The sequence below is a fragment of the Streptococcus chenjunshii genome (genome assembly GCF_003086355.1).
Classification (GTDB): Bacteria; Bacillota; Bacilli; order Lactobacillales; family Streptococcaceae; genus Streptococcus; species Streptococcus chenjunshii.
Window position 1 is genome coordinate 180223 of sequence record NZ_CP031733.1, and the last position, 24934, is coordinate 205156.

At 37.7% G+C, this 24934-nt stretch carries 30 protein-coding genes, 1 tRNA gene and 1 other RNA gene; 28 read left to right on the top strand and 4 right to left on the bottom strand.

From position 1 onward, the window contains the following. Positions 1-527 precede the first annotated feature (527 nt). Positions 528-692: a hypothetical protein gene (locus tag DDV21_RS11700; protein WP_162886264.1), complete on the top strand. Its 165-nt coding sequence runs from the start codon at positions 528-530 to the stop codon at positions 690-692. Here DDV21_RS11700 and DDV21_RS01060 read toward each other — a convergent pair. Continuing rightward, entirely contained in the window at positions 661-1398 is a 738-nt protein-coding gene (locus DDV21_RS01060) for a hypothetical protein (RefSeq protein WP_116878620.1), read from the bottom strand. The genes DDV21_RS11700 and DDV21_RS01060 overlap by 32 nt on opposite strands. A 199-nt stretch (positions 1399-1597) precedes the next feature. Here DDV21_RS01060 and DDV21_RS01065 point away from each other — a divergent pair, with 199 nt between their 5' ends. The 23 genes from DDV21_RS01065 to DDV21_RS01185 all read left to right on the top strand — a co-directional run bounded on the left by DDV21_RS01065 (position 1598) and on the right by DDV21_RS01185 (position 19168). Next, positions 1598-2143 carry a hypothetical protein gene (locus DDV21_RS01065; RefSeq protein ID WP_116878621.1) on the top strand — a complete coding sequence of 182 codons (546 nt, stop codon included), beginning with the start codon at positions 1598-1600 and terminating at the stop codon, positions 2141-2143. Positions 2144-2188: 45 nt separating this feature from the next. Continuing rightward, entirely contained in the window at positions 2189-2500 is a 312-nt protein-coding gene (locus tag DDV21_RS01070; protein WP_116878622.1) for a hypothetical protein, read from the top strand. Positions 2501-2750: 250 nt separating this feature from the next. Beyond that, entirely contained in the window at positions 2751-2975 is a 225-nt protein-coding gene (locus tag DDV21_RS01080) for a TetR family transcriptional regulator (protein ID WP_116878624.1), read from the top strand. A 345-nt stretch (positions 2976-3320) separates the two neighbouring features. Beyond that, complete coding sequence (locus DDV21_RS01085) at positions 3321-3635, top strand: hypothetical protein (protein ID WP_116878625.1); 315 nt, start codon at positions 3321-3323, stop codon at positions 3633-3635. Between the two features lie 26 nt (positions 3636-3661). Further along, the gene (locus DDV21_RS01090; RefSeq protein WP_116878626.1) at positions 3662-4069 is read left to right on the top strand and encodes a DUF961 family protein; all 408 of its coding nucleotides are present in this window, start codon (positions 3662-3664) and stop codon (positions 4067-4069) included. Between the two features lie 20 nt (positions 4070-4089). Next, on the top strand, positions 4090-5820 hold the full coding sequence (locus DDV21_RS01095; protein WP_116878627.1) for an FtsK/SpoIIIE domain-containing protein: 1731 nt from the start codon (positions 4090-4092) through the stop codon (positions 5818-5820). Between the two features lie 202 nt (positions 5821-6022). Beyond that, positions 6023-7255: a replication initiation factor domain-containing protein gene (locus DDV21_RS01105; protein ID WP_116878629.1), complete on the top strand. Its 1233-nt coding sequence runs from the start codon at positions 6023-6025 to the stop codon at positions 7253-7255. Continuing rightward, on the top strand, positions 7218-7619 hold the full coding sequence (locus DDV21_RS01110) for a hypothetical protein (RefSeq protein ID WP_116878630.1): 402 nt from the start codon (positions 7218-7220) through the stop codon (positions 7617-7619). Before DDV21_RS01105 ends, DDV21_RS01110 begins: the two co-directional genes overlap by 38 nt. A gap of 13 nt (positions 7620-7632) precedes the next feature. Further along, positions 7633-8055 carry an LPD11 domain-containing protein gene (locus tag DDV21_RS11705; RefSeq protein ID WP_162886266.1) on the top strand — a complete coding sequence of 141 codons (423 nt, stop codon included), beginning with the start codon at positions 7633-7635 and terminating at the stop codon, positions 8053-8055. Between the two features lie 103 nt (positions 8056-8158). Further along, positions 8159-8425 (top strand): hypothetical protein, encoded by a 267-nt coding sequence (locus DDV21_RS01120; protein ID WP_116878631.1) that lies wholly within the window; start codon positions 8159-8161, stop codon positions 8423-8425. A gap of 63 nt (positions 8426-8488) precedes the next feature. Beyond that, the gene (locus DDV21_RS01125) at positions 8489-8683 is read left to right on the top strand and encodes a hypothetical protein (protein ID WP_116878632.1); all 195 of its coding nucleotides are present in this window, start codon (positions 8489-8491) and stop codon (positions 8681-8683) included. A gap of 8 nt (positions 8684-8691) precedes the next feature. Beyond that, positions 8692-8943, top strand: coding sequence for a hypothetical protein (locus DDV21_RS01130; RefSeq protein ID WP_116878633.1), 252 nt, complete (start codon positions 8692-8694; stop codon positions 8941-8943). A gap of 4 nt (positions 8944-8947) precedes the next feature. Then, complete coding sequence (locus tag DDV21_RS01135) at positions 8948-9418, top strand: hypothetical protein (protein WP_116878634.1); 471 nt, start codon at positions 8948-8950, stop codon at positions 9416-9418. 11 nt (positions 9419-9429) lie between these two features. Then, complete coding sequence (locus DDV21_RS01140) at positions 9430-10392, top strand: conjugal transfer protein (protein ID WP_116878635.1); 963 nt, start codon at positions 9430-9432, stop codon at positions 10390-10392. After that, positions 10392-10622, top strand: coding sequence for a TcpD family membrane protein (locus DDV21_RS01145; RefSeq protein ID WP_116878636.1), 231 nt, complete (start codon positions 10392-10394; stop codon positions 10620-10622). The genes DDV21_RS01140 and DDV21_RS01145 overlap by 1 nt, the downstream gene beginning before the upstream one ends. 15 nt (positions 10623-10637) lie before the next feature. Then, the gene (locus tag DDV21_RS01150; RefSeq protein ID WP_116878637.1) at positions 10638-11063 is read left to right on the top strand and encodes a conjugal transfer protein; all 426 of its coding nucleotides are present in this window, start codon (positions 10638-10640) and stop codon (positions 11061-11063) included. Continuing rightward, positions 11047-13575, top strand: a complete 2529-nt coding sequence (locus DDV21_RS01155) for an ATP-binding protein (protein ID WP_310590873.1) — start codon at positions 11047-11049, stop codon at positions 13573-13575. Before DDV21_RS01150 ends, DDV21_RS01155 begins: the two co-directional genes overlap by 17 nt. Beyond that, positions 13572-16013, top strand: coding sequence for a DUF4564 domain-containing protein (locus tag DDV21_RS01160; protein ID WP_116878638.1), 2442 nt, complete (start codon positions 13572-13574; stop codon positions 16011-16013). Before DDV21_RS01155 ends, DDV21_RS01160 begins: the two co-directional genes overlap by 4 nt. A gap of 3 nt (positions 16014-16016) precedes the next feature. Beyond that, positions 16017-17060 (top strand): phage tail tip lysozyme, encoded by a 1044-nt coding sequence (locus DDV21_RS01165; protein WP_116878639.1) that lies wholly within the window; start codon positions 16017-16019, stop codon positions 17058-17060. Positions 17061-17161: 101 nt separating this feature from the next. Further along, positions 17162-17392, top strand: coding sequence for a DUF4160 domain-containing protein (locus DDV21_RS01170; protein ID WP_116878640.1), 231 nt, complete (start codon positions 17162-17164; stop codon positions 17390-17392). 14 nt (positions 17393-17406) lie between these two features. Further along, entirely contained in the window at positions 17407-17679 is a 273-nt protein-coding gene (locus tag DDV21_RS01175) for a DUF2442 domain-containing protein (RefSeq protein ID WP_116878641.1), read from the top strand. 102 nt (positions 17680-17781) lie between these two features. After that, positions 17782-17970: a DUF3173 family protein gene (locus DDV21_RS01180; protein WP_116878642.1), complete on the top strand. Its 189-nt coding sequence runs from the start codon at positions 17782-17784 to the stop codon at positions 17968-17970. Further along, positions 17963-19168, top strand: a complete 1206-nt coding sequence (locus tag DDV21_RS01185; RefSeq protein WP_116878643.1) for a tyrosine-type recombinase/integrase — start codon at positions 17963-17965, stop codon at positions 19166-19168. The genes DDV21_RS01180 and DDV21_RS01185 overlap by 8 nt, the downstream gene beginning before the upstream one ends. Positions 19169-19193: 25 nt before the next feature. Here DDV21_RS01185 and DDV21_RS01190 read toward each other — a convergent pair. From DDV21_RS01190 to DDV21_RS01200, 3 genes are all read right to left on the bottom strand, one after another. Further along, positions 19194-19266, bottom strand: a tRNA-Lys gene (locus DDV21_RS01190). A 3-nt stretch (positions 19267-19269) separates the two neighbouring features. After that, positions 19270-19464: non-coding RNA, 6S RNA (gene ssrS, locus DDV21_RS01195), on the bottom strand. A gap of 51 nt (positions 19465-19515) precedes the next feature. After that, complete coding sequence (locus DDV21_RS01200) at positions 19516-20799, bottom strand: replication-associated recombination protein A (RefSeq protein WP_116877604.1); 1284 nt, start codon at positions 20797-20799, stop codon at positions 19516-19518. A gap of 188 nt (positions 20800-20987) precedes the next feature. On the opposite strand from DDV21_RS01200, the gene DDV21_RS01205 reads away from it, so the two are divergent. The 4 genes from DDV21_RS01205 to DDV21_RS01220 all read left to right on the top strand — a co-directional run bounded on the left by DDV21_RS01205 (position 20988) and on the right by DDV21_RS01220 (position 24390). Further along, positions 20988-21458, top strand: a complete 471-nt coding sequence (locus DDV21_RS01205; protein ID WP_116877603.1) for a DUF3013 family protein — start codon at positions 20988-20990, stop codon at positions 21456-21458. Positions 21459-21527: 69 nt separating this feature from the next. Beyond that, on the top strand, positions 21528-22484 hold the full coding sequence (gene prmA / locus DDV21_RS01210) for a 50S ribosomal protein L11 methyltransferase (RefSeq protein ID WP_116877602.1): 957 nt from the start codon (positions 21528-21530) through the stop codon (positions 22482-22484). After that, the gene (locus tag DDV21_RS01215) at positions 22485-23228 is read left to right on the top strand and encodes a 16S rRNA (uracil(1498)-N(3))-methyltransferase (RefSeq protein ID WP_116877601.1); all 744 of its coding nucleotides are present in this window, start codon (positions 22485-22487) and stop codon (positions 23226-23228) included. A 139-nt stretch (positions 23229-23367) separates the two neighbouring features. After that, positions 23368-24390, top strand: a complete 1023-nt coding sequence (locus DDV21_RS01220; RefSeq protein ID WP_116877600.1) for a LacI family DNA-binding transcriptional regulator — start codon at positions 23368-23370, stop codon at positions 24388-24390. Positions 24391-24934: the final 544 nt, after the last annotated feature.

Here is a 24934-nt window from a genome sequence, read left to right on the forward strand (position 1 = left end):
TACATATAATTTACCTTCTTTCTTATTTCCTTTTCAGGAATAAAAATCCAGCAAGGGGTGGAGACCATCTGCCCAAGCTGTTTTGTTCTATTTAGTTTGTTGTAATTATTATTTTATTAGAAGATAAAATAAAAGGCAAGCTAGGTTCTGCTAAGTCTGTTATCAAACGTACTCGGCTTTTGCCTAATGAGCCGGCTTGGATAAATCATTGGGAACTGCTGGCGTTGGTGGCGTCGGAAATGCTGAGAGGTAAGATAAGTTCTGCTGGGGTAAGCATAGGCGGTAAGCTAGTCTATAGTGAGTGAGAAGTACATATTAACAGAGAGTGTACTAATATTGCTATAGAAAAGTAACAAATTTTTGAAATGTGCGAAGATAAGAGCATGTATTTTAGATGAATTAGTGTGCTAACACTAAAATAAAAAGCGGCTTTGTAAGTCGCTTTTTTGTTTTGGAAAGACTGTTAATTTAGCAGTTTTTCCAGAGCTTATTGAGTTTTAGGCTATTAATGAAGGGAGTGTTTGTTATTGAGAGGAGAAATTTTTTATAGCCTTGAGAATAGTCGAGGAATAGATTTAGTAGGTGAAGATGTTGTTCAAAAGAATAGTGTCAATCCTAATATTTTTATTATGGGAGAAGCTGGTGAAGGAAAAGGTTTTTTTATTCCAAGTCTGCGCTTAAATCAGGTATGACATCAAAAAAATTAAATTTTGAGTTTGTTAAATAACTTCGTGATAAAAGTTCTTTGTCTTTCATTTGGTGGTTTTTTTTACAATGATAAAGATAGTAGAGTTCATTTTGAAAAATGAAAAATAATTTATCGAATTTACTTCTGAAAAAATTGTCGTTTAGCATTATATTTGGTCTTAAAATGAGAGTTTTAATAGTTTTTTGATGATTTTTAGTAGCTTGTGATAGTCTGTGATTTCCATCAACGAGAAGAAAACCGAATGCCTGAGCATTGTAAAAATGGACTAGTAGGATAGGAAGATCTTTAGGAGTTCTGCTATCGGTTTTTGGAACAGGTGTCCATGTGACAAATTTTCTGGATTTTTCAAAGTAAGTTAGTGGTATATCAGAGGCATATTGTTTATTTTTTTTAGCTATTTCAATAAGGGGAGTGATGTTGAAATTAATAGCTATGTTGTTATCTCCAAAAATAGTTTGTTGTTGAAATGATTCTTCTGTGCTGAGAGTATTTAGAAGGGCTTTTAATTTATTGGGTTGTTTGAGAATTTTAGTGCTGTTTGAATCAGCTTTTTTAAGGGTAATTTTCCATTGGTTTAGATATTGTTTTTGGAGATTGAAGTTAGTGAATATTGGGAATAGTTCGAGTTGTTTCATTAAATTGTTATAGTCAATAGAATAAGGTGACATAGTTGAGAAGTCAATAGGCATGAAGTTCTCCTTAAATTTTATTATATTTTTTGAGTAGGGACTATTTGCTTAATGGAAGTAGAAACAAAGGATTTTTGTTGTGATTTTTTTATTATATCATTTTTTATTTTGTTAAGAAGAGATGATTGTTTGTTGTAATGGCTTTATAGCTGTCTTTTTTTGTGGGATATATTGAAGTATGATAGAATAGGAGGAAAAAATGATTGGAGATTATTCTATTATGGATTTAGCAACATTTTTAACGGTTATTATTGCTCTTGCTGGAGTTATAGGTGGTATTCTTAAAAATTCTAGAGATACACAGGCTATTTTGAGAGAATTTACAGCACAGACAAAAGAACATGGCGGTTTACAAGAGAAGATTTCTAGTGAGGGACAGGCTATTACAACTCGAACTGAATCTATCAAAGGTGATACAAAGTATCTTAAAGAGGCGATGTTGGAAGAAAAATGGGCTCGTAAAAGTTTGTATCAAAATACGTCTCGTGCTAAAGAAATATTAGAAACAATAGATATTATGGAAGAGGTTGTCCATCAGAATGCTGCTCTTAATGCTGAGGTCGCTAATTTAAAGGTCAAAAATCATGAGTTAAATAGGAAACAAGATGATAAATCCTCTAATCTATTGAGTGCTATTAGTCGATTTGAACAAAAATTAGGTGAGTTTGAAATGTATGGAGAATCTGAGGAAATCCGTAGTATTTTGAAGCACATTAGGAATGAATTATCTGAATATATTGATTAAAAAGGCGGTTTGATAACTGTTTTTTTGTATGAAAGTGAGGCTGAAATGTTAAGTGCTAAGGAGTTTTTAATTAAGCAGCGGTTGCTGTGGCTATTAAAAAGTAGATGTAGGCGGACTTATGTGTCTGTCTTTTTTGATGGGACAGATGTTGTTTTTTTAAAATCAGGTAAACGTAGAAATGAATGTATTGCTGTAGAGTTGCCTGTGGAAGACATAGATGTATTGCGTAGTCATCTGTATGATGGTGATTTTATTGTTTTTGCGGGTGGCAAGCATGTGATTTTGCAATTTGTTTTGGCAAATAGGCGGAAATGGCGGAAATTAGTTCATTGGTATAGGAAAGGAGTTAATACATGAAGAAATGAAGGGTAATTTGGGTTATTATAAAAAATCGTATCGCAGGGTTTATGAAAATTTTATTTTTTCAGTTGGCATTTATCGTTCAAATACTGTTTTATTAAAACGTTTGTGCCAAGAAAGTTTGAAGGAGTTAGATAGGCTGAATCGGCGTTTTATGGAACAGGATAAAGTGTCAACTTATTACTTACTTAAGCCTTATAGTGAGGTAATAAAAAGGTTTTATTTGAGTTTGTGAAAGGAAATGTTTATGGATTATTTTGAAAAAAAGATGGAACAGATATTTAATCGTTTTAGTTTTTCTCTTGCTATTTATAAAGGCAATGTAACCAAGTGTGAAAAATGCTATCAAGAATCTTTGAAGGAACTTGATGGTCTTTTTTTGTGTGATGAAGAAGGGCGGTTTAAGACTGAACTAAAGGATAGTGTTGCTCGCTTTAAAGAGCGTTTGTATGAAAGTTATGTAGGGGGTTGATATGGTAGATAAAAAAGGAACTGATGAGGAAGAACAAGAATTTGTGGTTTTAGTTTTTAAATTACTTTGGGGTTTGTGGTTTATTTTTTGCTGTATTTTACTTTATGTTTTGTTTTTTTAAAAAGGGGAATAGATGGTTAGAGTAAGGGCTCCTGTAGAAAGAGGTTAAAAGGTTAATGTGAAAAATAGAGGGTCAAGATTGTATCAAAGAATGAAACAGCAAGATAAAGGGGAAATGAGTGATAGCGGTTTAGAGTGGTTATTTTATTTCGTACTTGTTCCTATTGTTTTTCTCTTTGTCTGTGTATTTTTTTAGAATAAAGTGAAATGAATTGAGGTTTTTTTATGGATATTAAAAAAGTTTATGTGGATCAAAATGAAGTTTTAGGAAATGAAGTGTTTGCTTCTGCGACTGAAGAAGTTAGGGCTAATGATTATAATCCTGTTTCTTATCGTGTTTTTGAAATTTCAAGTCGTAAGGAGCCTTCTGCATATTTAATCGTTGAAGGCTTTAAGATGAGTGATGTACCTGAAGGACGTCAAAAGATTGTTTTTCCTCGTGGTATCGCGATTGAACATCGTCAATTCCGTTTTGGTGGAAAGCGTAAGCGGGAGAATGTGATTGTTGCTGAAGAAATGCGTGTGATTAAGAATAAATAATTGTGATAAGAAAAGGAGAATAGATTATGGCTATTAAGTATGCTGCTGATGTGATTAATAAGTTTGATGTTGTAAAGACACTTGGAACTCTTAATTTTTTGGAGAATGTACCTGTAAAGCGTTGGGAAGATTATGTTGATGAAAATACCGGTGAAGAACGTCGCCGTGAAACAGATATTGTTGATTACATTGATGTAAAATTGTATTCTTCTGTTGTTAATGGGAATATAACGGTGACTGTTTCTCCAGAAGCAAAGGTTGCTCAGATGACACCTGAAAAAAACTATAATGATGTGGTAAATTTGGTTAATCCTACTGCTCGTTTTTGGTCTAATTCTGAGGTGGTGAATAATCGTAGGGTTGTGACTAGTGGTGTGAAGCTGCGTGCTGCAGATGTTGTTAGGGCAGATTCTAAAGATAAGCAAGAGAAATGATATGATTTAAGGGATTTTTTATGATAAAGAAAATCATGCATTGGTTAGTTGCTGATGTTTATGTTTATAAAGGCAAAAGGGTAAGGAATATTTACAAGTATGCTAGGGGCACTCAAATTGCCCTTTTTTTCTTCCCTTTTTTGTTGTCAGTCGGAATTTTGCTTTATTTCCATCAGGTACAGGTTATGCAGCAACCTTATTTATATGGTGGCGTTGCTTTATTTAGTTTATTATTGCTTTTTGGACTAGTTGTCCTGCTGGTTTTAAAGCTGGAAGTACATGTGCTTTATTTTGCTAGACTGCGCTCTTTGTTTTTGTTACGTCGATTCTTGATTAGCCATAATTATTACACAACTAAAGAAGTAATTATTAAGCAGGAGAACGGGTCTATTACGAAGACTAAAATTTTGCTGCCAAAAGTTTACTTGAAGCAGGGTAAGTTTGGGGTTGATGTTTTCTTTGAATTGCAAGGCAATCAGTTCCAGGAAAAGTTTCTAAAACTCGGCCCGGAGTTGGAAATAACTTTTGGCGGTGATTTTATGTACCGTAAAGAGATTAAAGGTTATACTTACTATCATTTAGCGATTGATCGTTTTTCGTCTCGCTTGAATATTGCTGATGTGAAGGTGGATAAGAATGGCTTACGGCTTATGAAGGATATTTGGTGGGATTTTGATTCTCAACCTCATATGTTGGTGGCAGGCGGAACTGGCGGTGGTAAGACGGTTTTGTTAATGTCTATAGCTTTAGCTTTGGTTAAAGTTGGCGATGTTGCATTGTGTGACCCTAAAGAATCGGATTTAACAGTTTTGAAGAAAGCGCCTGTTTTTAAAAATCATGTGTATTCTGGCAAAGAGGAAATGGTTGGTTGCTTACGTGATTATGTGACTACGATGGTTGATAGGTATCGTTTTATGGCGCAGCACCCTGATAATCGTATTGGTAAAAAATATTCTGATTATGGTTTACGTCCTATGTTCTTGATTTTTGATGAGTGGGCAGCTTTTATCGCAATGCTGGATAATGATTATAAAATGCTATCTGAAGTGATACAGCTTTTAACTCAATTAATTTTAAAAGGACGTCAAGCCGGTGTATTTGTCATCGAAGGCTTGCAGCGTCCAGACGGTGAATTTATCAAAACTGCCTTGAGAGATAATTTTATGATACGGATTTCTGTAGGCGTGCTTGAAGATACTGGTTATACTATGCTGTTTGGAGACGCTAACCGTGATAAGAATTTCAAAAATATTGATGAGATTAACGGTGAGAAATTTAAAGGTCGTGGCTATTTTGCTCATGCGGGTGAGATGGCTGGAGAATTCTTTTCGCCTTATGTGCCTTTTGATAAAGGGTTTGATTTTTTGGAAGCTTTTCAAGCGGTTGAAGCTTTACCTGAGGACCTTGTGCCTTATCATAAATCAGAAGCACCTGATGAATTTGCTGGTGTTTTGAAAGAGCTTGAAGAATTGCCTATAGACAGTGTGTTTGAGGAAGCGACTAAGCAACATCAAACATTAGATGATTTAGCTAAGCGGTTATCGAAAAGTTTTAGTCAAGTCAAACATGTTGTTTCGTTAGTTGAGGAAGGAGATTATTATATATTTGGCCGTGATGATGAAGGGAAATATAGTTTTACTCCTGTTGAATCTGATATGATTATTGCCATTGTTGAAACTAAAGAAGCTGGTGAGAAGCGTTATAAAGAAGTCATTAGCGACTTTTTTTCTAAAAATGAAGAGGCTGCTTAATGCTATTGTAGTCTTTATTGAGGAGTGCTGTGCTGAAAGGTCAGGGGCAGCTGGCGACCAAAGGGAGCCAGCGTACGCCCCGGTACGACCTGGAAGCACAGTTCTTCTCAATAACCCCCCGATACTAATAGGGGGGTTAAAACTAACACAAGCCTTAAAAATGACCTCTTAAATGCTTTAAGAAATAGAAAGGAGATTATTTGTGATTAGTCATGCAGATTTGAAGCGAATACGGCTTGAGTTAGGTTTTACCCAAAAAAAGATGGCAGCGATTATTGGTTATAGTTATTATAATTATCGCAATATTGAGCAAGGTCAGCGTAATATAACTAAAGAGTTTGAAGAGACGCTTTTTCATTTTTTAAATCGTAAATCTAAAACTAAATTAGAGGGGTCTGTTGATTGGCTGAAAATCCGTTTCAAGACTTTAGATTATAAGCTTGTGATTGAAAATGTTTTGAAGTTGAAGCCTATTGATTTTTTTATGGAAGAAAAGGCGCTCTATAGTTATAGTCATATGGTGACTTATGGTGCTATTCGTGTGCTTTATTCAGATTCGGTGAAAAAAGCAGAGACAGGAACATTGATTGATTTAACAGGCGGTGGTTGCCGTGAGTTGGAACTTCTGCTTATTGAGCAAGGCCGGAATTGGTTTTCGTTTTTGCATGATGTATTTCTTTTTGCGGAAAATGAGCGTAAAGATAGGCTGTTAGAAGATTTTTTAGCCTTTCCTCGTTTTGATATCGCTTTAGATGAGCTTTATAAAGAATCTGGAAATCTTGATTTGTATGATATTAAGGCAAGGATTTTTGATAATAAAATTGTTATGCGTCGGATTAAAACTTTTACTGCTATTGAGGGGTTGAAGAAAGTTGAAAATCGTTTTGTCAATCAAGGGTTGACTTTGAATTTTGGTAGCAGGCAGTCTAGTTTGATGATACGCTTTTATCAAAAAGATTATGAGCAGGCTTTGCTCAAAGATGTTTCGGTGGAATATATCCGTGAAGTTTATAATTTTAAAAATCGTTATGAGATTGAATTGCATGATAGTAAGGCCTATGATGTGCTCAAGGAATGGTATGTTATGGAATCTGACCTTACCAAAATTGGGGCGCGGATTTTAAATAATTATTTTGAAGTTAAGGATTGGGAAGGTCATTATGATACGGCGTGGGATAACTTGTTAGGCACTCAAAAAGGTTTTAAATTTGTGACACGGCCTCGACAAATTGACTATGCCAGAACTAAACATTGGGTGACAAAACAAGTTTCTAGTGCTTTGAAATTGATGAAAATTGCAGATATGGTTTATCAGACTGATGAGTTATCAGAAATCATTTCTGAGGCTTATCTGAGTAACAAACATACGAAACTAGCAGAAGAAATTTGTGAACGAAATGGAGTTGATTTTGATGTCCTTATCGGTCAGATATAATTTTATTAATGTCCCTGAAAAATTTAATCGGCCTATTCAAAGACAGGTGCTTAGGTCGGGGTATGAAGAACTTTATTTGCTATTTTATGATTTTGAGTTAGTTAAGGATTTAATTGATTATTGGGGTTTGCTTTATATTCAGCCTAAAAAAGACTTAGAGCTGAAATATGTTGAACAATTTAGCATGGTGTCTTTTAATGATGGTGAACACCGGCAAAATGCAGTTAAGAAGGCAGCTAGGCAAGAAGCAAGGCAGCGTTTTTATGATGAATTGACTGTTAAGCCTTTAAAGCTTATGTCAGTTAATGTAAGATGGGTGGCTGAATTACTAGTGAAGACTGGTTATGCGGAATTAGTACTTTAATAAGGAGTGATTTATGGAAGATTTGAGGTTTAGATATTCTATGCTTGATCGTTTGCGGAGTGATTGTGATTATTTTTTGGGAAATGGGCATAGAAATGAGTCAAGATTGTGGGCTGGTGATGTTGTAACTCATATTGCAGAGATGAAAAGGTATTGGTTATTGTTTGAAGATGATGAAAAGCCAGAATGGCTGACATGGGAACAAATATTGGATTATGAATATAAGATGGCGCCTGATTTCAATAAGAAAGTGCAGGAATTGTATCATATTAAGGCTACATTTGAAATATGGAGAATGTCTGGTGTTTTAGGGCAGCGGCTTGAAGAGTTGGAACAGTTAGCTAAAAAGGCTAGAAGGCTTTATTATTCGTTGCCTGAAGATGTTCGACCGGGCGATGTTGTGGTAGACCATAATCAGCAGTTGATTTTTTATTAAAGGGGATTAGATGACTGTAAAAAATAGAAGTCCATCTTAAAAATGGTGAAAATGGTGGGTGTTGTATTTAGAAAGAGTTGTATCAAAAGAGAGGTTGAAAATTATGGCACAAAATGAACAAGATAAAAAAGTATTGCATGTAGCTCAGGAGCTTGCAGAATTACTAACAACACATAAATATGAGGAATCGTGGGAAAAAGCTGGAGAGCTCAATGGCTTGTTAAAATCGAGAGAAGGTCTTACGTTGCCAAGTTATATGCTTGATATGCTCAATCAACATTTAAAATCTTATTATTATCAAAATAATGTGATTAATAAGGCACATAAAGCTCAATCAGCTATTGGTCATAAATTGGCTGAATTTAGATAGTTGATAATCTAAGCGATTAGTTTTAAACGGCTAATCGCTTTTTTATTTTTAAGGAGGGTTGAAATGGAACAATGCTATGTTGCTCTGTTGAGTGATGAGGAGAGGTTAAGGTTTGATTGGTTTTATTTTTATAGTGAGCATAAGGCTGGATCAAATGCTAATAAACTAGATTGTTTGCGTGCTATGACTAGGAAAAAGGGCTATGCTTTTGTTGGTAATCATAATATTGAAGTCATATATGAGTATTATGGTTTATGAGGGGGAATATGCTTAAAGTTGATGATTATATCCAGTATAGATTTAGGGAGTTTAATATTGAAGCTTGGGTTGTGGGGGAATGCGATGAATTATTGCGGATTAGGTTGACTAAGTTTGAAGGTGAAGAATGGTTAGAAAATTTTGTTTATGCAGCTAACACTGATGAAAATATCAATTTATTAAGAGTGCCAGTTTATGGATTGCTTAATTTTTTGTTTAATAGTCCTAGAAATAAACATTTTTATCGTTTAGGGTGGTGATGGAATGATTGCGACTGTACGGGTAAGAGATGAGACTGGTTCAATTGCTTTATGTGAGTTGGACCTCATGCGGTTTAGTGAAGGGCAAGTCAGAGAAAGAATGAGAGAACGGGGGTTTAGAGATGACTCCTTTTTTGTTTGTGGTTTTTCTGATTGGGGTGTTGACCGTGTGATGAGTTTGAAAGAAGCTTATGCTTTGAAGAAATGTGTTTTGGAACTTTATGATAGCGATGATTTTATTGTTAGATATTTATTGAAAAAACAGGCTAGTATAAAGCAGATTTTATCAGCTTATTATACTTTTTTGACCAAGAATGAACAGGAGCTTGTCAAATATTTTTTGAAGGGTAAAGGCAGTGATTATGCGGTTAGCCTTTTTTATAATTGCGGTAATTGGGTTGGTTTAGTGCAAGCATACATAGAAACAGGCCTTGTATTGAATACAACAAAAGGTTTTTATATTAAAAGTTTGTAGAAAGGAGTAAGATGGGTAAATTTAAGAATTTTATCAGTAAAAGTTTTGGTCGGATACGCTCTTTTTTTGTAAAGAGTGAAAATAAAAATGTTAAATTTCGAAAGGCAGACAAGAAACTTGTTGAGGTAAAACTTAAACGTATTAGTCAAACTACAGCTAATAGGATTTTTGTTGGTTTTATTGCTGGCTTAATTTTGTTATCAGCGTTGACTATTATGTCTAATGCATTTCGGGCTGTTAAGAAGCCAGAACAAACTCAGGTTGTTGCTGCAAATGGTGAAAAGAGAGCTTATGCTAATCAGATTAATCTATTTATGACAGGCTTCTTAACAGCTTATTTTTCCGGTGATGAAAATATTTCTGATTATTATGGGCCTGGTGTTGATATTAGAAGTATTAATACTAACTGGCAAGAAAGGCAGTTAACAAATTTTGTTTTGGTTGAAACAACTGATGAAGTGGCTACTTATCGAGTAACTTATGTGGTTAAACAAGAAGATGAGTGGCTGTCTGAAACAAAAGTCATTAGTGTCCCTTATAAAGAGAAAAATGGTAGGTTTTATGTGTCTGACTTGCCTTATTTTATTAATTGGGATAATTATATTGCAAAAATCAAAGGTAATTATCAGTTAAAAAATCAGGATTACAGCGATGGAGATTATGATGAGGCTAAGCGTTATGTAGAAGCCTTCTTTAAAGCTTATTGTAGTGGAGATGATACACAGTTATCCCCTTTTTCAAAAAATGTTAAGGCATTAGGGGGAGTTAAATTTGTGTCGGTTGATTATTTTTATTTTGTAGAAGAAGAAAAGCAATTAGTTGCGATTGCTCAAGTTAGCTTTTCGGATAAGTTTGATGTGATTTTTTCGGAAAACTTCACGTTGTACTTAACAACAGATAAGAACAGAGAAACTTATCATGTAAAAGAAATGGTTAATGGCATTGTAGAAAAATATAAAAGTGAGGTGCAATAATGGAGCAGCTGTATTTAGATGTAGCTAATCAGTGGTTGTATTGGGTGTTTGTTGGTGCTGGGATTTTATTTGGTGCTATTGTTTATTTTAAAAGCCGTTCTGCAGGTAAAGCAATTGCGACGGTACTCATTGGTTTTGCATTAGCAGCAGTTTCTAAGGACCCTCAACGCTACACCGATTTACTAGGACGTGGCTTGACGTGGGTAGCAGATCGGGTGACGTTTAATTAATGGAAGGAGCTAAGTATGGAAAAGGAACAGCGGCCGGACAAACAGGTTTACAACTATACAGAAGCTTTGAATCAGCCAGTTTGGGTTCAGAAGATTACGGATAGAGTGTCTCTTCCTTATGCAGTGAAAATGTCCACTCTGATTTGGCTAGTTCTTTTTGTGGGGCTAGCCGTTTTATTGTGCAGAAAGTTAGGCGAGTGGACGCCGCTGCCTCTTCCTTTTTGGCTGGTTTTTGGTATAGCTGGGGCAGTTTATTTGTCTATTTTAGTAGCTGACTTAAAAATTGATGAAAAGAATTTTGTGAAGTTTTTTGTGGACTATCTTATTTTTTACTTTCGTTTTGGCCGAAAGGCTAAAATGTACTATTTTAACAATGGTTTGTTGTACAGAAAGCAAAAGCAGATTCTAGAAAGAGAGGTTAAACGTGTCTTTAATAAATAATGATATGTTGTTAGGAAATGATATTGCGGATATTCAGGATAATTTGCTGCTGAAAAAAGATGGAAGTGTTTTTGCTTTATATGAGATTAAACCTTTTGTGATTAATAAAGTTGATCGCAAGAAACAAGAAACAGCTAAAGAAGCTGTTGCAGCTATGCTGGAAAATATAAAACCTTATGTTGATTTTGATATTGTGATGTTGCCTTTTTCAAAGGAATTGGAATCTCGTTATATTAGGTTAGCAAAAGATTTTGCCCATGATGAAACGGAAGATTTGGCTTATACAATATTGGATAAGTCTTTTGAAAAGTTGATGTATCAGCAGGAGTTGTGTGATTATCATTATTTTATGTCAGTGCCTTTAAAATCTTTGAATGTTTCGGTTGATTTAAAGACTGTGCTTAAAGATTCGGTGACTACTTCTGCTGCTCGTATGGTGGAATATCTTGGTTTTCAATCTACTGTTTTTGAGGGGTGGCAAAAAGATTATGATTTAGCTAAAGCTGAGCTGGAAAAGCAGTTGGATATATTAGATATTCAGGCTTTGTCAACGATGGAGACGATTTTTGTCAATCGTTATCTTTATTTGAGAACTTTGGTTTTCGACAAAGAACATGAATTAAATTTGGTGGATAGCTATATTGATAATCTGGGAGATACTTCTATTTGTTTTGATGAGTTAAGTGTTTTAGAATTTCATAATGATTCTGGTAAAAATTATGTAGCCTTTATTCCTTTGGCTCGAAGTCCAGAAAATATGTCTTATATTCATACTTTTGATGAAATTCTGACTTTAGGATTTCCGGTAGAGGTTTTTACAAAAGCTCGGTTTTCAAAAACAAAGGGGTTGCCTAATCATAATATTAGATATAAAGGTCGGGTGTCTAGGGCTCGCTTGAAAAATGCACAAGGTGAGGCAGCTCAAGCAGGTTCTGTTGGTAAAAAGTCTATTGCTCGCTCGAAGTTTTTGGTTGAGAATATGGAGCAAAAAATTGATGACGCTGTCCCGATGATTTCGTATTTGCAGACCTTTGTTGTTTTTGACAGTGATTATCAATTCTTGCTTAAGAAAATTGACAATTTGATAAAAAATCTCAAGAATGCTCATTTAGCATTATCTCGTGCTAATGCAGACCAGCTGTATTTATTTGGTAAGAATAAGTTTGGTACGCTTTTGTCAGCCAGTGATAAAAATTTTGTGCAGCATGTTGAGTTATCAGCATTTGCAGAAAATCTCTTTTTTGTTAATCAAGAAGTCGGTCAAAGAACCGGCTTTTATCTTGGAAAAATTGATAGTCGGATTAAATCTTGGCATTCTAATTATGAAGAGGCTCTGGAAGCCAGTGATAAGCCAGTGTTTTTCAATCTTTTTGAGGCTAATAAAGAGGGGGTAGATGGCAAAGAAACCTCTAATCCTCATATTCAGGTTTCCGGTGATTCTGGTGTTGGAAAGACCTTTTTGGTTAGTCTTATTCATTTGTATTCATCGCTCTTAAAAAGTCAGACATTGTACATTGACCCTAAAGCTGAAAAGCGGAAACGTTATAAAGAAGTTTTAGAAGAGTTGGAAGATGAGGAGCGTTTTCCTGAGTTGCAGCGTTATATTAGAAGTCTTAATTTTGTGACTTTAGACAGTGATGACCCTAAAAATATAGGGGTATTGGATCCTTTGGTTTTTCTTAAGGAAACGGAAGCCAAAGACTTAATTGTTTCCATGTTAGGTGAGTTGCTTAATATGGATAATGAAAAAGCTTTTAAAATTGCTTTACTGCCTTTGATTGATAAATACAGTCGGAAACGTTGGGCAGGTGAGCAGGTTGGGACTTTATCTATATTCAAAGAGTTACAGCAGTCAGAAAATATAGCTGTTAAAGAAACGGCTGATTTGTTAATCGAAGAAATTAAAAATTCTGTGTTAGGACTTGTATTTGGTGAAGGTCAAAATCCTGCTGTTGATTTAACCGCTCGCAATACAATACTAGAGGTTGCTGGTTTGGAATTGCCGGCTAATGAACATGTGCGTTTGACAGACCAAAATAAAAAGGCCTTAGTGATTATGTATGCTTTGGGGCGCTTCTGTGAAGAGTTTGGAAAGCGGGATTACAGAAAAGAAACAGCAATCTACATTGATGAAGCTTGGTTTATGCAAGTTACTTCGTACGGTCGTGCAATCGTTGATAAGATTAAACGCGTTGGTCGGTCTCAAAATAACTTTTTAATTTTTGTCAGTCAGGAACCTGACGATTCAAATCGTGCAAATGGTGAGGCTAATGCGTTTGGTACCTACTTCTGCTTCTATAATGACGCAGATAAAGCTGATGAAAAGGTTTTGCGCCGGTTAAAAGTAGATGTGACTGCAGAAAGCAAACGTTGGTTCAACCAAATGACTAAGGCACAATGTTTGTATAAGGACACTTACGGCCGTGTTGAACGCATTACAGTAGATGGTTTGTTGCCCGAATTTGGAGAGCTTTTCAAAACAGTTGAATCAGAAATGGAGGCTATTGGATGAAGTTTAGAAAGTGGCTAGTGCTGGCAGTCTGCTTTATCAGTCTGTTTAGTTCTGCGACTGTTTACGGAAATGGAACAACGCCGTCAACGGGGAATGGAACGACACCTAGCAGCGGTTCTTTTCCCGGCTCTAGCGATAGCAATACTGGCTATCAGCCACCAAATGTTGAGGAAGCGTCCGGTCAAAAAGCGAAAGCTAAAAAGGAGAAGGCTGATAAGAAGGAAAAACAAGAAAAAAAGATTGAAGATGATGATAATTACCAGACCGCTAAAGAGGCGGCAGACGCAATTGATACGCTTCTGGAAAAGGACAATCCGACTTTAGAAGATGTAGATGCTTTAGAAGGCCATTATGTAACTGTCAGTAAATTTGTGGAAGATAATGAAAAAAAGTATAAAGAGAGCAGTCAGCTAGCAGAGCTGAAACAAAGTTTAACAAGCTATGATGAGAAGATTGGCTCGGTTTCAGAAGCGGCTGAAAATAGAGCAGAGGCTGAAGGTGCTTTAGAGAAAGCGAAAACCTCTACAGATCTTAGTGATTTGTCTGCATTAACGTCTTATGTTTATGTAGAAGATGGTGGCTTTTGGGGGACAGGTGAGATTTTCCCAAAGATTGTGAATAGTATTGTTCAGGCCATTTTTTTCTTGGTAAAGGCTATTTACATATTAGTTATTATTGTTCTGTCGACTGTTTTTAGTGCCAAAGTTTATGGTGGCCTAGATAAAGTGGTTGAGTTTTCGGCTAAGTTATTTCATACTTTCATGGCTGACTTTGGCATGGCTATTGTGGTGATGGTGCTTTGTGTGATGGCCTATCAGTTTTTACGTTATCGCCGGATTGGTTTGAGTGTTTTTTCCTTTATTCTAGTTTGGCTGACAGCCTTAGTGCTATACTCTGAAAGTGACCATACAATGGATTTTGGTGGGGACTATGAAGCTAAGTATAATTTGTCTAAGGTCGTTAAAACGGTAGATACTTTTGGTTCTGAGCTGACAAGTAAGGCGATTGCTAACTTTGATGAGGTAGATGGTACCGTTAATAATAAGATTGGCGATACAAGCGAAAAATCGGTTAATGCGGTTCGGGAAGCTATATTTGATACGCTGGTTTATCAGCCTTTTTTAGCGCTTAATTTTGATATGGCTAAGGTTAAAAAAGCTGATAAAAGTGAAGGAACAGAAGAAATGGCTTATGAACTTTTTAAGTCAAAAGGGGCTAACGATAAAGTTAAAGATTTTGCTAAAAATGATGCGAAAGATTATCAGCGCCTGTCTTGGACGGCTATTGGAACAAAGTTTATGGTGGCTTTTGCGGCCTTATTTAAAGCGATTGTTATTGGCTTTGCTCTGATTTTATTAGGCTTGATGTCTCTTGTTTTTAAAAATTTAACACTGATTTTGATTGTCTTTTCGGTCATTTTAGCGCTGATTGCGATGGCTCCCGGTCTTGGGCATATTATTGGTAATGCCGGTAAAAAAATGTTGCAGTTTGCTTTGTTAGGCTCTTTAGGGCTCTTTTTTATTCGAGGCTTTTTATTTGTTAATACCTTGATTGAAGCGGCTGCTGATAGTCTTTCTGACGCTTATCGTTGGTCGGCTATCATACAAGGTTTGATTTGGTGGGTAATTTATCTGTTTAGAGGGGCTTTAGGTAGTTTGTTTACACGTGGCACCTTGTCTGCCTTAGAATTAAAAGACCGAGCTCAGCAAGGTCTGTCATATATGTCTAATCGTGAGCTATATCACCCTTTTCATCGTGATAAACTGGCTTTTGGTATGGATAATATGTCATCAGAGGATTATAGTGCTCAAAGAGAGAGCACTGAACCGCTTTATCCGGGTTATAATGATTTATTGGCAACTGACCGTCGGCGGCCATCACGCTTTAGAACATTGACCCGTGCCGGTAAGAATGGGTTAGTCAGAGCTTATGATCGATTGCGCTATGGTGCTGGAGAAAGCCCAGAGAAGGCTTATGCGCAATATAAGCGAGCTGATTTTCGTCAAAAAGTAGTTGATAATATTGGTGCGACAAAAGACCAGCTGTTTTCGGCTATGCGTTTTGAACGGGCAAGGGCCGGTTATCATGATTTGGCTGGAGAAACGAGCAGTCCTGTTCAGCAACGTTATGAGGAGAGACAGCGGCGGCAGATGGAACGCCGTGAGCGCCGTCAGGAAAGAGATGAACAGGCTAATGAGTGGACCCGCTATCGAAACAGCCAAGATGGACAGAGCAAAATTCAGGAGCAGCAACAGGTCTTTTCTAATCGTCGGTCAGCTGAGCGACATGTTAAACGAGAGTTTGATAAAGAGCGTTTTATGGAACGTACAGGAAATGTTTCTCCGTTATTTAAAAATCAGAAAGAACGTTCTCATGTGAGTGAAGATGGAGAGAATGCCAGCGCTGTTAAAGAAGAATTGTTTAATCAGAGGAGATAGCCTATGAAGAAATGGATTATCATTATTATTGCTGTGCCTGCTTTATTATTATTTTTAATTATTGGCGGTGTGACAGGTGGCCCGCCTAGTAATGCGGAAACATTATCCGGAAAGCTGACAACATTGACAGCTTCGGAAGTTGCAGATAAGACGGGGATTTCTGAGGAGAGGGCTGCTGACGTGATAAAAATACTAAATTATGTTCTTTCAAAAGAGGAGTTTAGTGTGGCTGGCGCTACGGGTGTTCTAGCGGTGGCAGAACGTGAGAGCGGTTTTGACCCAAAAGCGGTTAATACGGGTGGCGGTGTTGCTGGTTACTTCCAATGGTCTGGCTGGTCGTCGACAATTAACGGCAACCGTTGGGGTCAAGCCAGAGAAAAGAAGCTTGACGCGGATATTGAATTGGAGCTGCTTTCAACGGAGCTTAATGGGGTTTACAGTAAGTCTAAAGAAGAAATGCAAAAAGCTACTGATCCGGCGGAAGCAGCGCTTTTTTGGTCTGAACATTATGAAGGTGTTGCATTGTCTGATGGTCAGACTAAGGCTGAACAATTGAAAAAAGATGCTAAAAAGTGGTATGACTTGTTTAAAGACACACTCTCAGGCGGTGAGTCGTCTGCTGAAACGAGAGATGGTGGGGGTGTTAGCGCTGATGGGGTGCCTGAGGGTTATAGTTTAACTAAAGCAATTGATACATCGGGTTATGTAGCCTCAAGTTATCCTTGGGGGCAATGTACATGGTTTGTCTTTAATCGTGCTAAAGAATTAGGAATTACTTTTGACCCTTATATGGGAAACGGTGGCGACTGGAAAAGTAAAGCTGGTTATCAAACGACCAATACACCAACAGAACACTCGGCTCTGTGTTTTGCGCCAGGTCAAGCCGGTGCTGATGGGACATACGGTCATATTGCTTTTGTGGAGCAAGTTAAGTCAGACGGGTCTATCCTTATTTCAGAATCAAATGCCAATGGGTTGGGAGTTATTTCCTATCGTACATTTGATAAAGCAGCAGCTAATCAGTTTACTTATGTGATTGGTAAATAAGGTTATGTATAGTTATTTGTGGGGCAAGGAATTGAGGAAAATAAATGTATGTCATGATTGAATTCATGGCTTTTCTTTTTGTTTAGAAAGGTGGTATAATAATGCCAACGATATATCTTAATAATGGGTTGAGAATTTATATGAATAATAGAGAAAAGGGGCATAATCGTCCTCATGTTCATGTTTTATATAAAGACGAAGATTATTCTTTTGCTTTTGATGGGGAACAGTTAGCAGGAGGGAAATTGCCTCGTAAACAGTTTAAAGAAGTGCAGCTATATTTATCAAACCATCAGGATTATTTAGAAACTTTATGGCAATCTGATTTTTGAAAGGCGGTTTTCATATGAGAGTAAGAGCAATTGCAGTAAAGGCTTTGGCTAATTATTGTATTCAGGTTACTTATGAGGATGGTAAAACATTTATCTATAATGTTCAGGAAGATATAAGGACAATAAAAGCTTTTCATTATTTGAAAGATGAGGGTGCCTTTAGTAAAGTGTATTTGCAGTATAATGGCTACTCAATTGCTTGGGGTGATGGAGATGAATTCGAAGATGTTACCATGGATTGTGAAGTTCCTTATCTTGAAGGCGAATTAGTTTTATCAATGGGGTGAAGTCATGAGAAATCATGGCTTTTTTATTTTATAGAAAGAGGCTACATATAAACGTTTATAGCAAGTTAATGGCTTGCTTTTTTTGTAGAGGGAGTGATATTAATGAGAGATACGGTAAATAAGCAAGATTTGCTAAAAGAAATGAGTGATTATAGAGCTTCTAAGGTGATAAATCAAGCAAAAGCTTTATTGGTGGCTGATGGATTTGAGTTTTACCGAAAACAACGAAAAGCAGAAATCCCACAAGATTATATTTTTAAGGTGTTGGGAAGGAAAATTCACAATGGCTAGAATAAGGAAACGTAGAGGTGTTTGGGAGTTTGAAATACCTAAAACAAAAAAACATCGGACATTTTATAAAAATGGCTATAGAACGAAGAGAGAGGCTGAAAAAGCTGCAAAACGGATTGAAGTAATGATTGAGCAAGGGGATTATAATATTGAGCTTGCTGATTTAACATTGCCTGATTTGTTTGAAAGGTGGCTGCAAATTGAAATTGACCCTCAGCCTTTGGATCCCGAAACAAAGAAACGTTATCGCAAGAGATTAGGCTGGATTGAGGATTTTTTTCAAAATCGTTTGATTAGTCAAATTCGAAGGTCAGATTATCAAATGTTTTTGAATCGTTATGGAGAACATTATGAAATCAATGAAGTTGGACGCATGCATGCTAATGTTGTTAAAGCGATTGAGTTTGCTAAAGGAGATTTAATTAATGTAGATGATAGATTTGTTCTTAACATTAAGTTACATTCTCAAAAACGACCTAAGGATATTGAGAAGAAGTATCTTAGTAGTCGTGCAGATTATGAAAAGTTAATTGATTATTTGCTGATTCATATGGATTATCGCAGAACGGTTTTATTGTTTGTTATATATCTTATTTTTACAGTTGGTTTAAGGCCTTCAGAAGCTTTGGCATTAACTTGGCCGGATTTTGATTTTGAGAATCAGGAAGTTTATACATATAGACGGTGGAGTTCTTCGAAGCATATGTTTGTACCAGCAAAGAATGACCATTTTTATCGTAAGTTAAATCGGAAAAATCCATCTAAGCGAAGCTGTCCGCTAAATAGTCAAGTTTTGGAAGTTTTCTTGGAATTAAAATCTTTGCAAGAAAGAATGTTGAAACTGCTTGGTTTAGAAAATGAGGAGCAATTTGTTTTTTTTCAGATTGGAGCAAAACACCCTGTTCCTGACGAATCAACTTTAAATACTTGTTTAAAAAGGATTTTGAAAAAGCTTAAGATTGAGCCGGTTATAACAGTTTATGGTGGCCGTCATACTTATGGCAGTATTAAAGTTCAAGAGGGTGTTCCGCTTGAAGTTTTGGCTAAATGGTTTGGTCATAAGGATACTACAACATTGCGTGAGACATATGTGCATTTGTTAGATGAAACACGTGATGAGTGGTTTGAGCGGGAGAAAAATAACATGGGCCAAAACATGGGCCAAAGGAAAAAAGGCACAAAGAAAAGCCCGAAATGACGGGCTTTTTGGCGATAATATACCATACCCCCTACAGGGCTCGAACCTGTGACCCATGGATTAAGAGTCCACTGCTCTACCAACTGAGCTAAGGAGGCAATAAAAAAGCTGTATTGGTACCGGTAGCCCGCGTTTTGTATTGAACCCGCATATTAACGCAGGTGGGCAACGCGCTTCTCACTTAGCTGCTTCCGCGTGAAACGGCTTGCATACTGTCAGAAAGACCTATGTTTCCCAAAAATACAAAGATTTAGTCGGTCAACACATTGATGTGGGCTCGTATACCACAGCATTTATTCTATGGTTTTATCATACCATTTTTAAAAAATTTTTCAAGCCTAAATGTTTTATTTTTCCGATAACTTATTTGATAAGTGATCAATTCTGTCTTTATTGCTGCCCAAAGCCCGTTCGTATTTTCCAGTCTCATTAGGCTGAAAGTAATTTTTTCCAATTAGTTTATCAGGCAGGTACTGCTGTTTGACCCATTTTTCCGGATAGTCATGGGGATAGAGATAATTTTTGGCATTGCCGAGTTCTTTGCTGCCGGCATAATGGCCATCGCGCAGATGGCGCGGAATCGGGAGATTGCCTGAAGTTCGTAAATCTGCAAGAGCTGCTTCTAAAGCTGCGTAAGCAGAATTAGACTTTGGGGAAAGAGCTAAGTCAATAACAATATTGGCAATAAGAATACGAGCTTCTGGGAATCCAATACGTTGAGCTGCTTCTAAAGCTGTGACAGTGTGGATTTGTGCATCGGGATTGGCCAGACCGATGTCTTCATAGGCGATGACGGTCAGCCGCCTGGCCAAGCTGGGGAGATCACCTGCTTCAATGAGCCGTGCAGCGTAATGAAGACTGGCGTTGACATCTGAACCGCGAATGGATTTTTGCAAGGCTGATAGAATATCATAATGGCCATCGCCGTTCTTATCCATGGTGAGATAGCTGCGCTGAAGGCTGTTTTTCATAACATCGAGAGTGATATGGCGCGCTTTATCTTTTTGAGGCTGTGTTGACAAGACGGCTAGCTCCAAAGAGTTAAAAGCTGACCTTAAATCGCCGTTAGTGGCCGTCGCCAAGAAATCAAGAGCTTCTTCATCTAAGAAAATATCAAAATCAAAACCGCGTTTTTTATCAGTTAAAGCGCTTTTAACCGCTTTTTTAATATCTGTGTGTGTCAGCGGTTCCAATTCAAAAATCTGGACACGGGAACGAACAGCTGGAGTAACCGAGAAAAAAGGATTTTCAGTGGTCGCTCCGATCATAATAATATTGCCGTTTTCTAAAAGAGGCAGCAAAAAATCCTGTTTCGTTTTGTCGAGGCGGTGAATCTCATCCAGCAAGAGCACAAGTCCGCCGGAAAATTTAGCTTCTTCGGCAATCTCCTGCAGCCGTTTTTTGCTATCAGTAGTTGCGTTGAAAGTGCGGAAGGCGTATTGGCTTGTACCTGCTATGGCTGAAGCGATAGATGTTTTTCCTATCCCCGGCGGTCCATAAAGAATCATAGAAGACAGCATGTTAGCCTCGGTCATTCGCCGAATAATTTTTCCCGGCCCGACCAGATGTTCCTGACCGACAATTTGATCAATTGTTTTTGGGCGCATGCGTAAGGCAAGATTATCAGGCATCCTTTTCCTCCAGTTATAGCTATCAATACAGTTGATGGTTACGCTAAAGTTAGATTTGCTATATCCTCATTAATAGTTTAATGTACCATTGACAGCCCGGACTTTGTTCCAGTAAGAATATAGTGCCTCTTTACCGTAAGTATGTTAAAATAATTGTAACATAAATTAAGAAAAGGGATGATTTCAAGATGGCTGGTTATGGTTTTTTATCTGTACTGGAAGAAGAAATGTCGACTCATTTTGACTATGATTTTGCTATAAACTGGGATAAGCGTCGCCATGCAGTAGAGGTCAGTCTTATCTTGGAAGCCAAAAATCCAGGCGGAGTTGCAACTGTTGACAGTATTGGAGAGGATAACAGCGGTGACATTGTTTTTGAAGACTGTATCCTTTTTTATAATCCTGCAAAGTCAATAGTTAATAGGGAGGACTACCTGGCGGTTATTTCTTATGAACCAAAGAAAGGTTTATCGCGTGAATTTTTAGCTTATTTTGCACAGTTTCTTAATGAGACGGCTGTTCAGGGATTAGAGGATCTTAGGGATTTTTTGGAAAATCCGGATTCTGAAGAGTTTTCCCTTTTCTGGGACAGCCAAGCTTTCGCTAGAGGCAGGGCAGTGCTGGAAGAGACGGACTTTTATAGCTATCCGCGGTATTAACGATGAATGCGTTTTTGCGTATTAGGGAATCATTGATATTTTTTAATAATCAGCTTAGGAGTTGTGCATATGGAGACGAACTGGCAGGAATTAATCATAACAATCAATCGGGAAGCCGAGGAGGCTGCTTCTAATATTTTAATAGAATTAGGCAGTCAAGGGGTTGCTATTAACGACAGTGCTGACTATCTGGGTAAAGTCGGTAAGTACGGTGAACTTTTTCCTGAGGTTGAGCAAGATGAGAGGGTAACCGTTACAGCTTATTACCCAGAAACAGCTGATATGGAAAAAATCTGTCACAGTATTAATGAACGCTTGACAGAACTAGCTGATTTTGGCTTGCAAACTGGAGAAATCACATTATCAACTCAAGTTTTGGCTGAAGAGGACTGGGCTGAAAACTGGAAAAAATATTATCAGCCGGTTCGTATTACGCACGATTTAACGATTGTGCCAAGCTGGACAGACTATAAGCCAGGGGCCGATGAGAAGACCATTAAACTTGATCCCGGTATGGCTTTTGGTACGGGGACGCATCCAACAACTAAAATGAGTCTTTTTGCTTTGGAACAGGTGCTGCGCGGATACGAGACAGTTATTGATGTTGGAACAGGCTCAGGAGTGCTTTCCATTGCCAGTTCACTCCTCGGAGCTCAAACGATTTATGCCTACGATTTGGATGAAAGGGCAGTGAGCGTCGCCCAAGAAAATATCGACTTAAATGAGGGAAGGGGAGCTATTCGTGTAGAGACCGGTGATCTTCTAAGAGGGGTTACGACCGAGGCCGATGTGATTGTGGCTAATATCTTGGCGGATATTTTGCTGGACTTGGTAGAGGATGCTTACCGTCTGATTAAGGATGAAGGCTACCTGATTATGTCTGGTATTATCTCAGAAAAACTGAGACTGGTGCTGGAAGCCTCTCAAAAAGCCGGTTTTTTCCTTGAAACACATATGAGTCAGGGAGAGTGGCATACGCTGATTTTGAAAAAAACGAACGCTCCTGAAGGGGTAATTGGAGGATAAATGCAGCAGTATTTTGTAAACGGAGAAGCCGGCCGCTTTGTCACGATTGAAGATGAGAACACACTCAAACATATGTTTTCTGTTATGCGTCTGCAGGCTAATGACCAGGTGGTTTTGGTCTTTGAAGATGGTATCAAACGTTTGGCTAAGGTAGCAGACAGTACTTCATATACCTTTGAAATCCTTGAAGAATTGCAGGACAATACAGAGCTGCCAGTCGATGTCACTATTGCTGCCGGCTTTCTCAAAGGAGATAAGCTAGAGTTTCTGACTCAGAAAACAAGTGAGCTGGGAGCTAGAGCAGTTTGGGGCTTTCCGGCAGATCGCTCAGTCGTTAAATGGTCAGGCAAGAAACTCATAAAAAAAACCGAGAAGTTAAAAAAGATCGCCCAAGGTGCTGCAGAACAGAGCAAGCGCAATCAGATTCCCCGTATTAGGCTGTTTGAAAAAAAGCAGGAATTTCTCAATTGCCTAAGTGAATTTGACAGGATTTTTATTGCTTATGAGGAGTCTGCCAAAACCGGAGAAAAAAAAGTGTTAGCGCGTGAGTTAGCGCTTCTTCCCAAAGGAAGCAAGATTCTTTTTGTCTTTGGACCGGAGGGAGGCATTGCTCCTGAAGAAGTTAATCTTTTAGAAAAACAAGGCGGACTTAAAGTTGGTCTTGGGCCGCGGATCATGAGAGCCGAGACTGCTCCCTTATTTGCTTTGAGCAGCGTATCCTATGCTTTTGAATTAATGACATAGAGCCCCTGCACTGGTATGTGTTTATTATACCAGCAGCAAACTGTACTTTCGCCCCTTCATTCATTTTATAAAAAGCAGTTGACAGAAGCAGGCAAAATGTTATGCTAAAGAAAACAGAGGAACTTAGAAAGAAAAAATAATGGCAACCATCAAAGATGTCGCAAAATTAGCAGGAGTTTCAGCCTCAACCGCTTCGCGGGCTCTGCATGACAGCAGTATGATCAGCGAGGCTACCAAAGAGCGTGTCCGCCAAGCTATGGCCGAACTTGATTACTCTCCTAATTATTCTGCTCAAAATTTAGTTAACAGGCAGTCCAATACCATTGGTATCGTTTTGCCGGTTCGTGAAAGTCAGGAATCGCTGGGCAACAACCCTTTCTTTATGCAGATTATTCAAGGTATTTCCAGTGTTTGCAGTGAGAACAATTATATGGTCAGTTTAGCCAGCGGGCGTACAGACGAAGAACTGAAAAAAAATATCGAAACCTTAATTCGCAGCGGAAATATTCGCAGAATTATTTTCCTGTATTCTAAAAAAGGCGATCCTGTTTTTCAGTATGTTAAAAAGCAAAAAAACATAGCCTGTGTTGTTGTCGGTGAGGCCTATGAAAAATCGGCAGTTGGTATTCAGTACGTTGATAATAATAATATTCAGGCAGGAAAGGATGCAGCTGATTTTTTAATTAACAAAGGCTATCGGAAAATTATTTTTGCATCTACGGATATGGATGAGCTTGTTCAGGCGCAGCGTTACCAAGGCTACTGCCAGAGTCTCGCAGAACATAGTTTAGAAGGGAAAAATCTGACTCTGTCACGTATTGACAGTCAGGGTAATACCCAGCATTTACAGGCTCTTCTGGCGGAGCATCCCGGGATTCAGGCATTTGTAGCCTGTGATGATATCATGGCGATCCGCTTGCAGCGCCTTTTCAAAGAAATGGGAGTATCTGCAGATGACTATGCTATCCTAGGTTTTAATAATTCCTGGGTGACAGAGATAGCCAGTCCTGCTTTGACTTCTGTTGATATTTTCCCCTATGAGTTGGGAGAAAAAGCTGCCGGTCAGCTGCTGCAAACAGCAAAACAGGATGGCCGATCAGCTGCTGTAATCATCCCGCATCGCATTATCGAAAGAGAATCAACACCTAAGCTGGAACAATAAGGTTCCGGCTTTTTTGAATGATTAAAAAAGCTGCTAAACTGTAAAGCCGATTTTTTTATTCCTGTTTCCTGCACAAAAAAGATTTACACCTGTATTTTACCGTACGATAAGATATAAAGACGGCCAAAATATTATAGCAAAAATAAACCGATGAAAATAGAGTCGTTTCGAGAAAGTTTTACACCCTCAGAGCGGCCACACTGACATGTCGTCAATGCTTCCTCCAGATGTATCTCTTTTTCTTAAACCTTTAAATCCTGCTTCATTTATCAAGATATAAAAGCCGTTAAAAATGTAGAAGGAAAATGACGGTAAGCCAGAAATCTTTGATTTCAGCACCCTGCCAAGACGGTTAGAAGGGTAAAGTAAAATTTGAACTTCTAACCCTTTTTGTCATATTTTGCAAGACGCAGTTAGCCTAGTTTGTTAAGCAAAGCTCTGGTTCTGAAGTACCAGAGAGACTTTTTCAGGTTAGCTTAAAAAGAAAGTATGGCTGAGATTTAAGCCGATTTTAAATTTTTTTGAGAAAACGCTTTACAAAGTA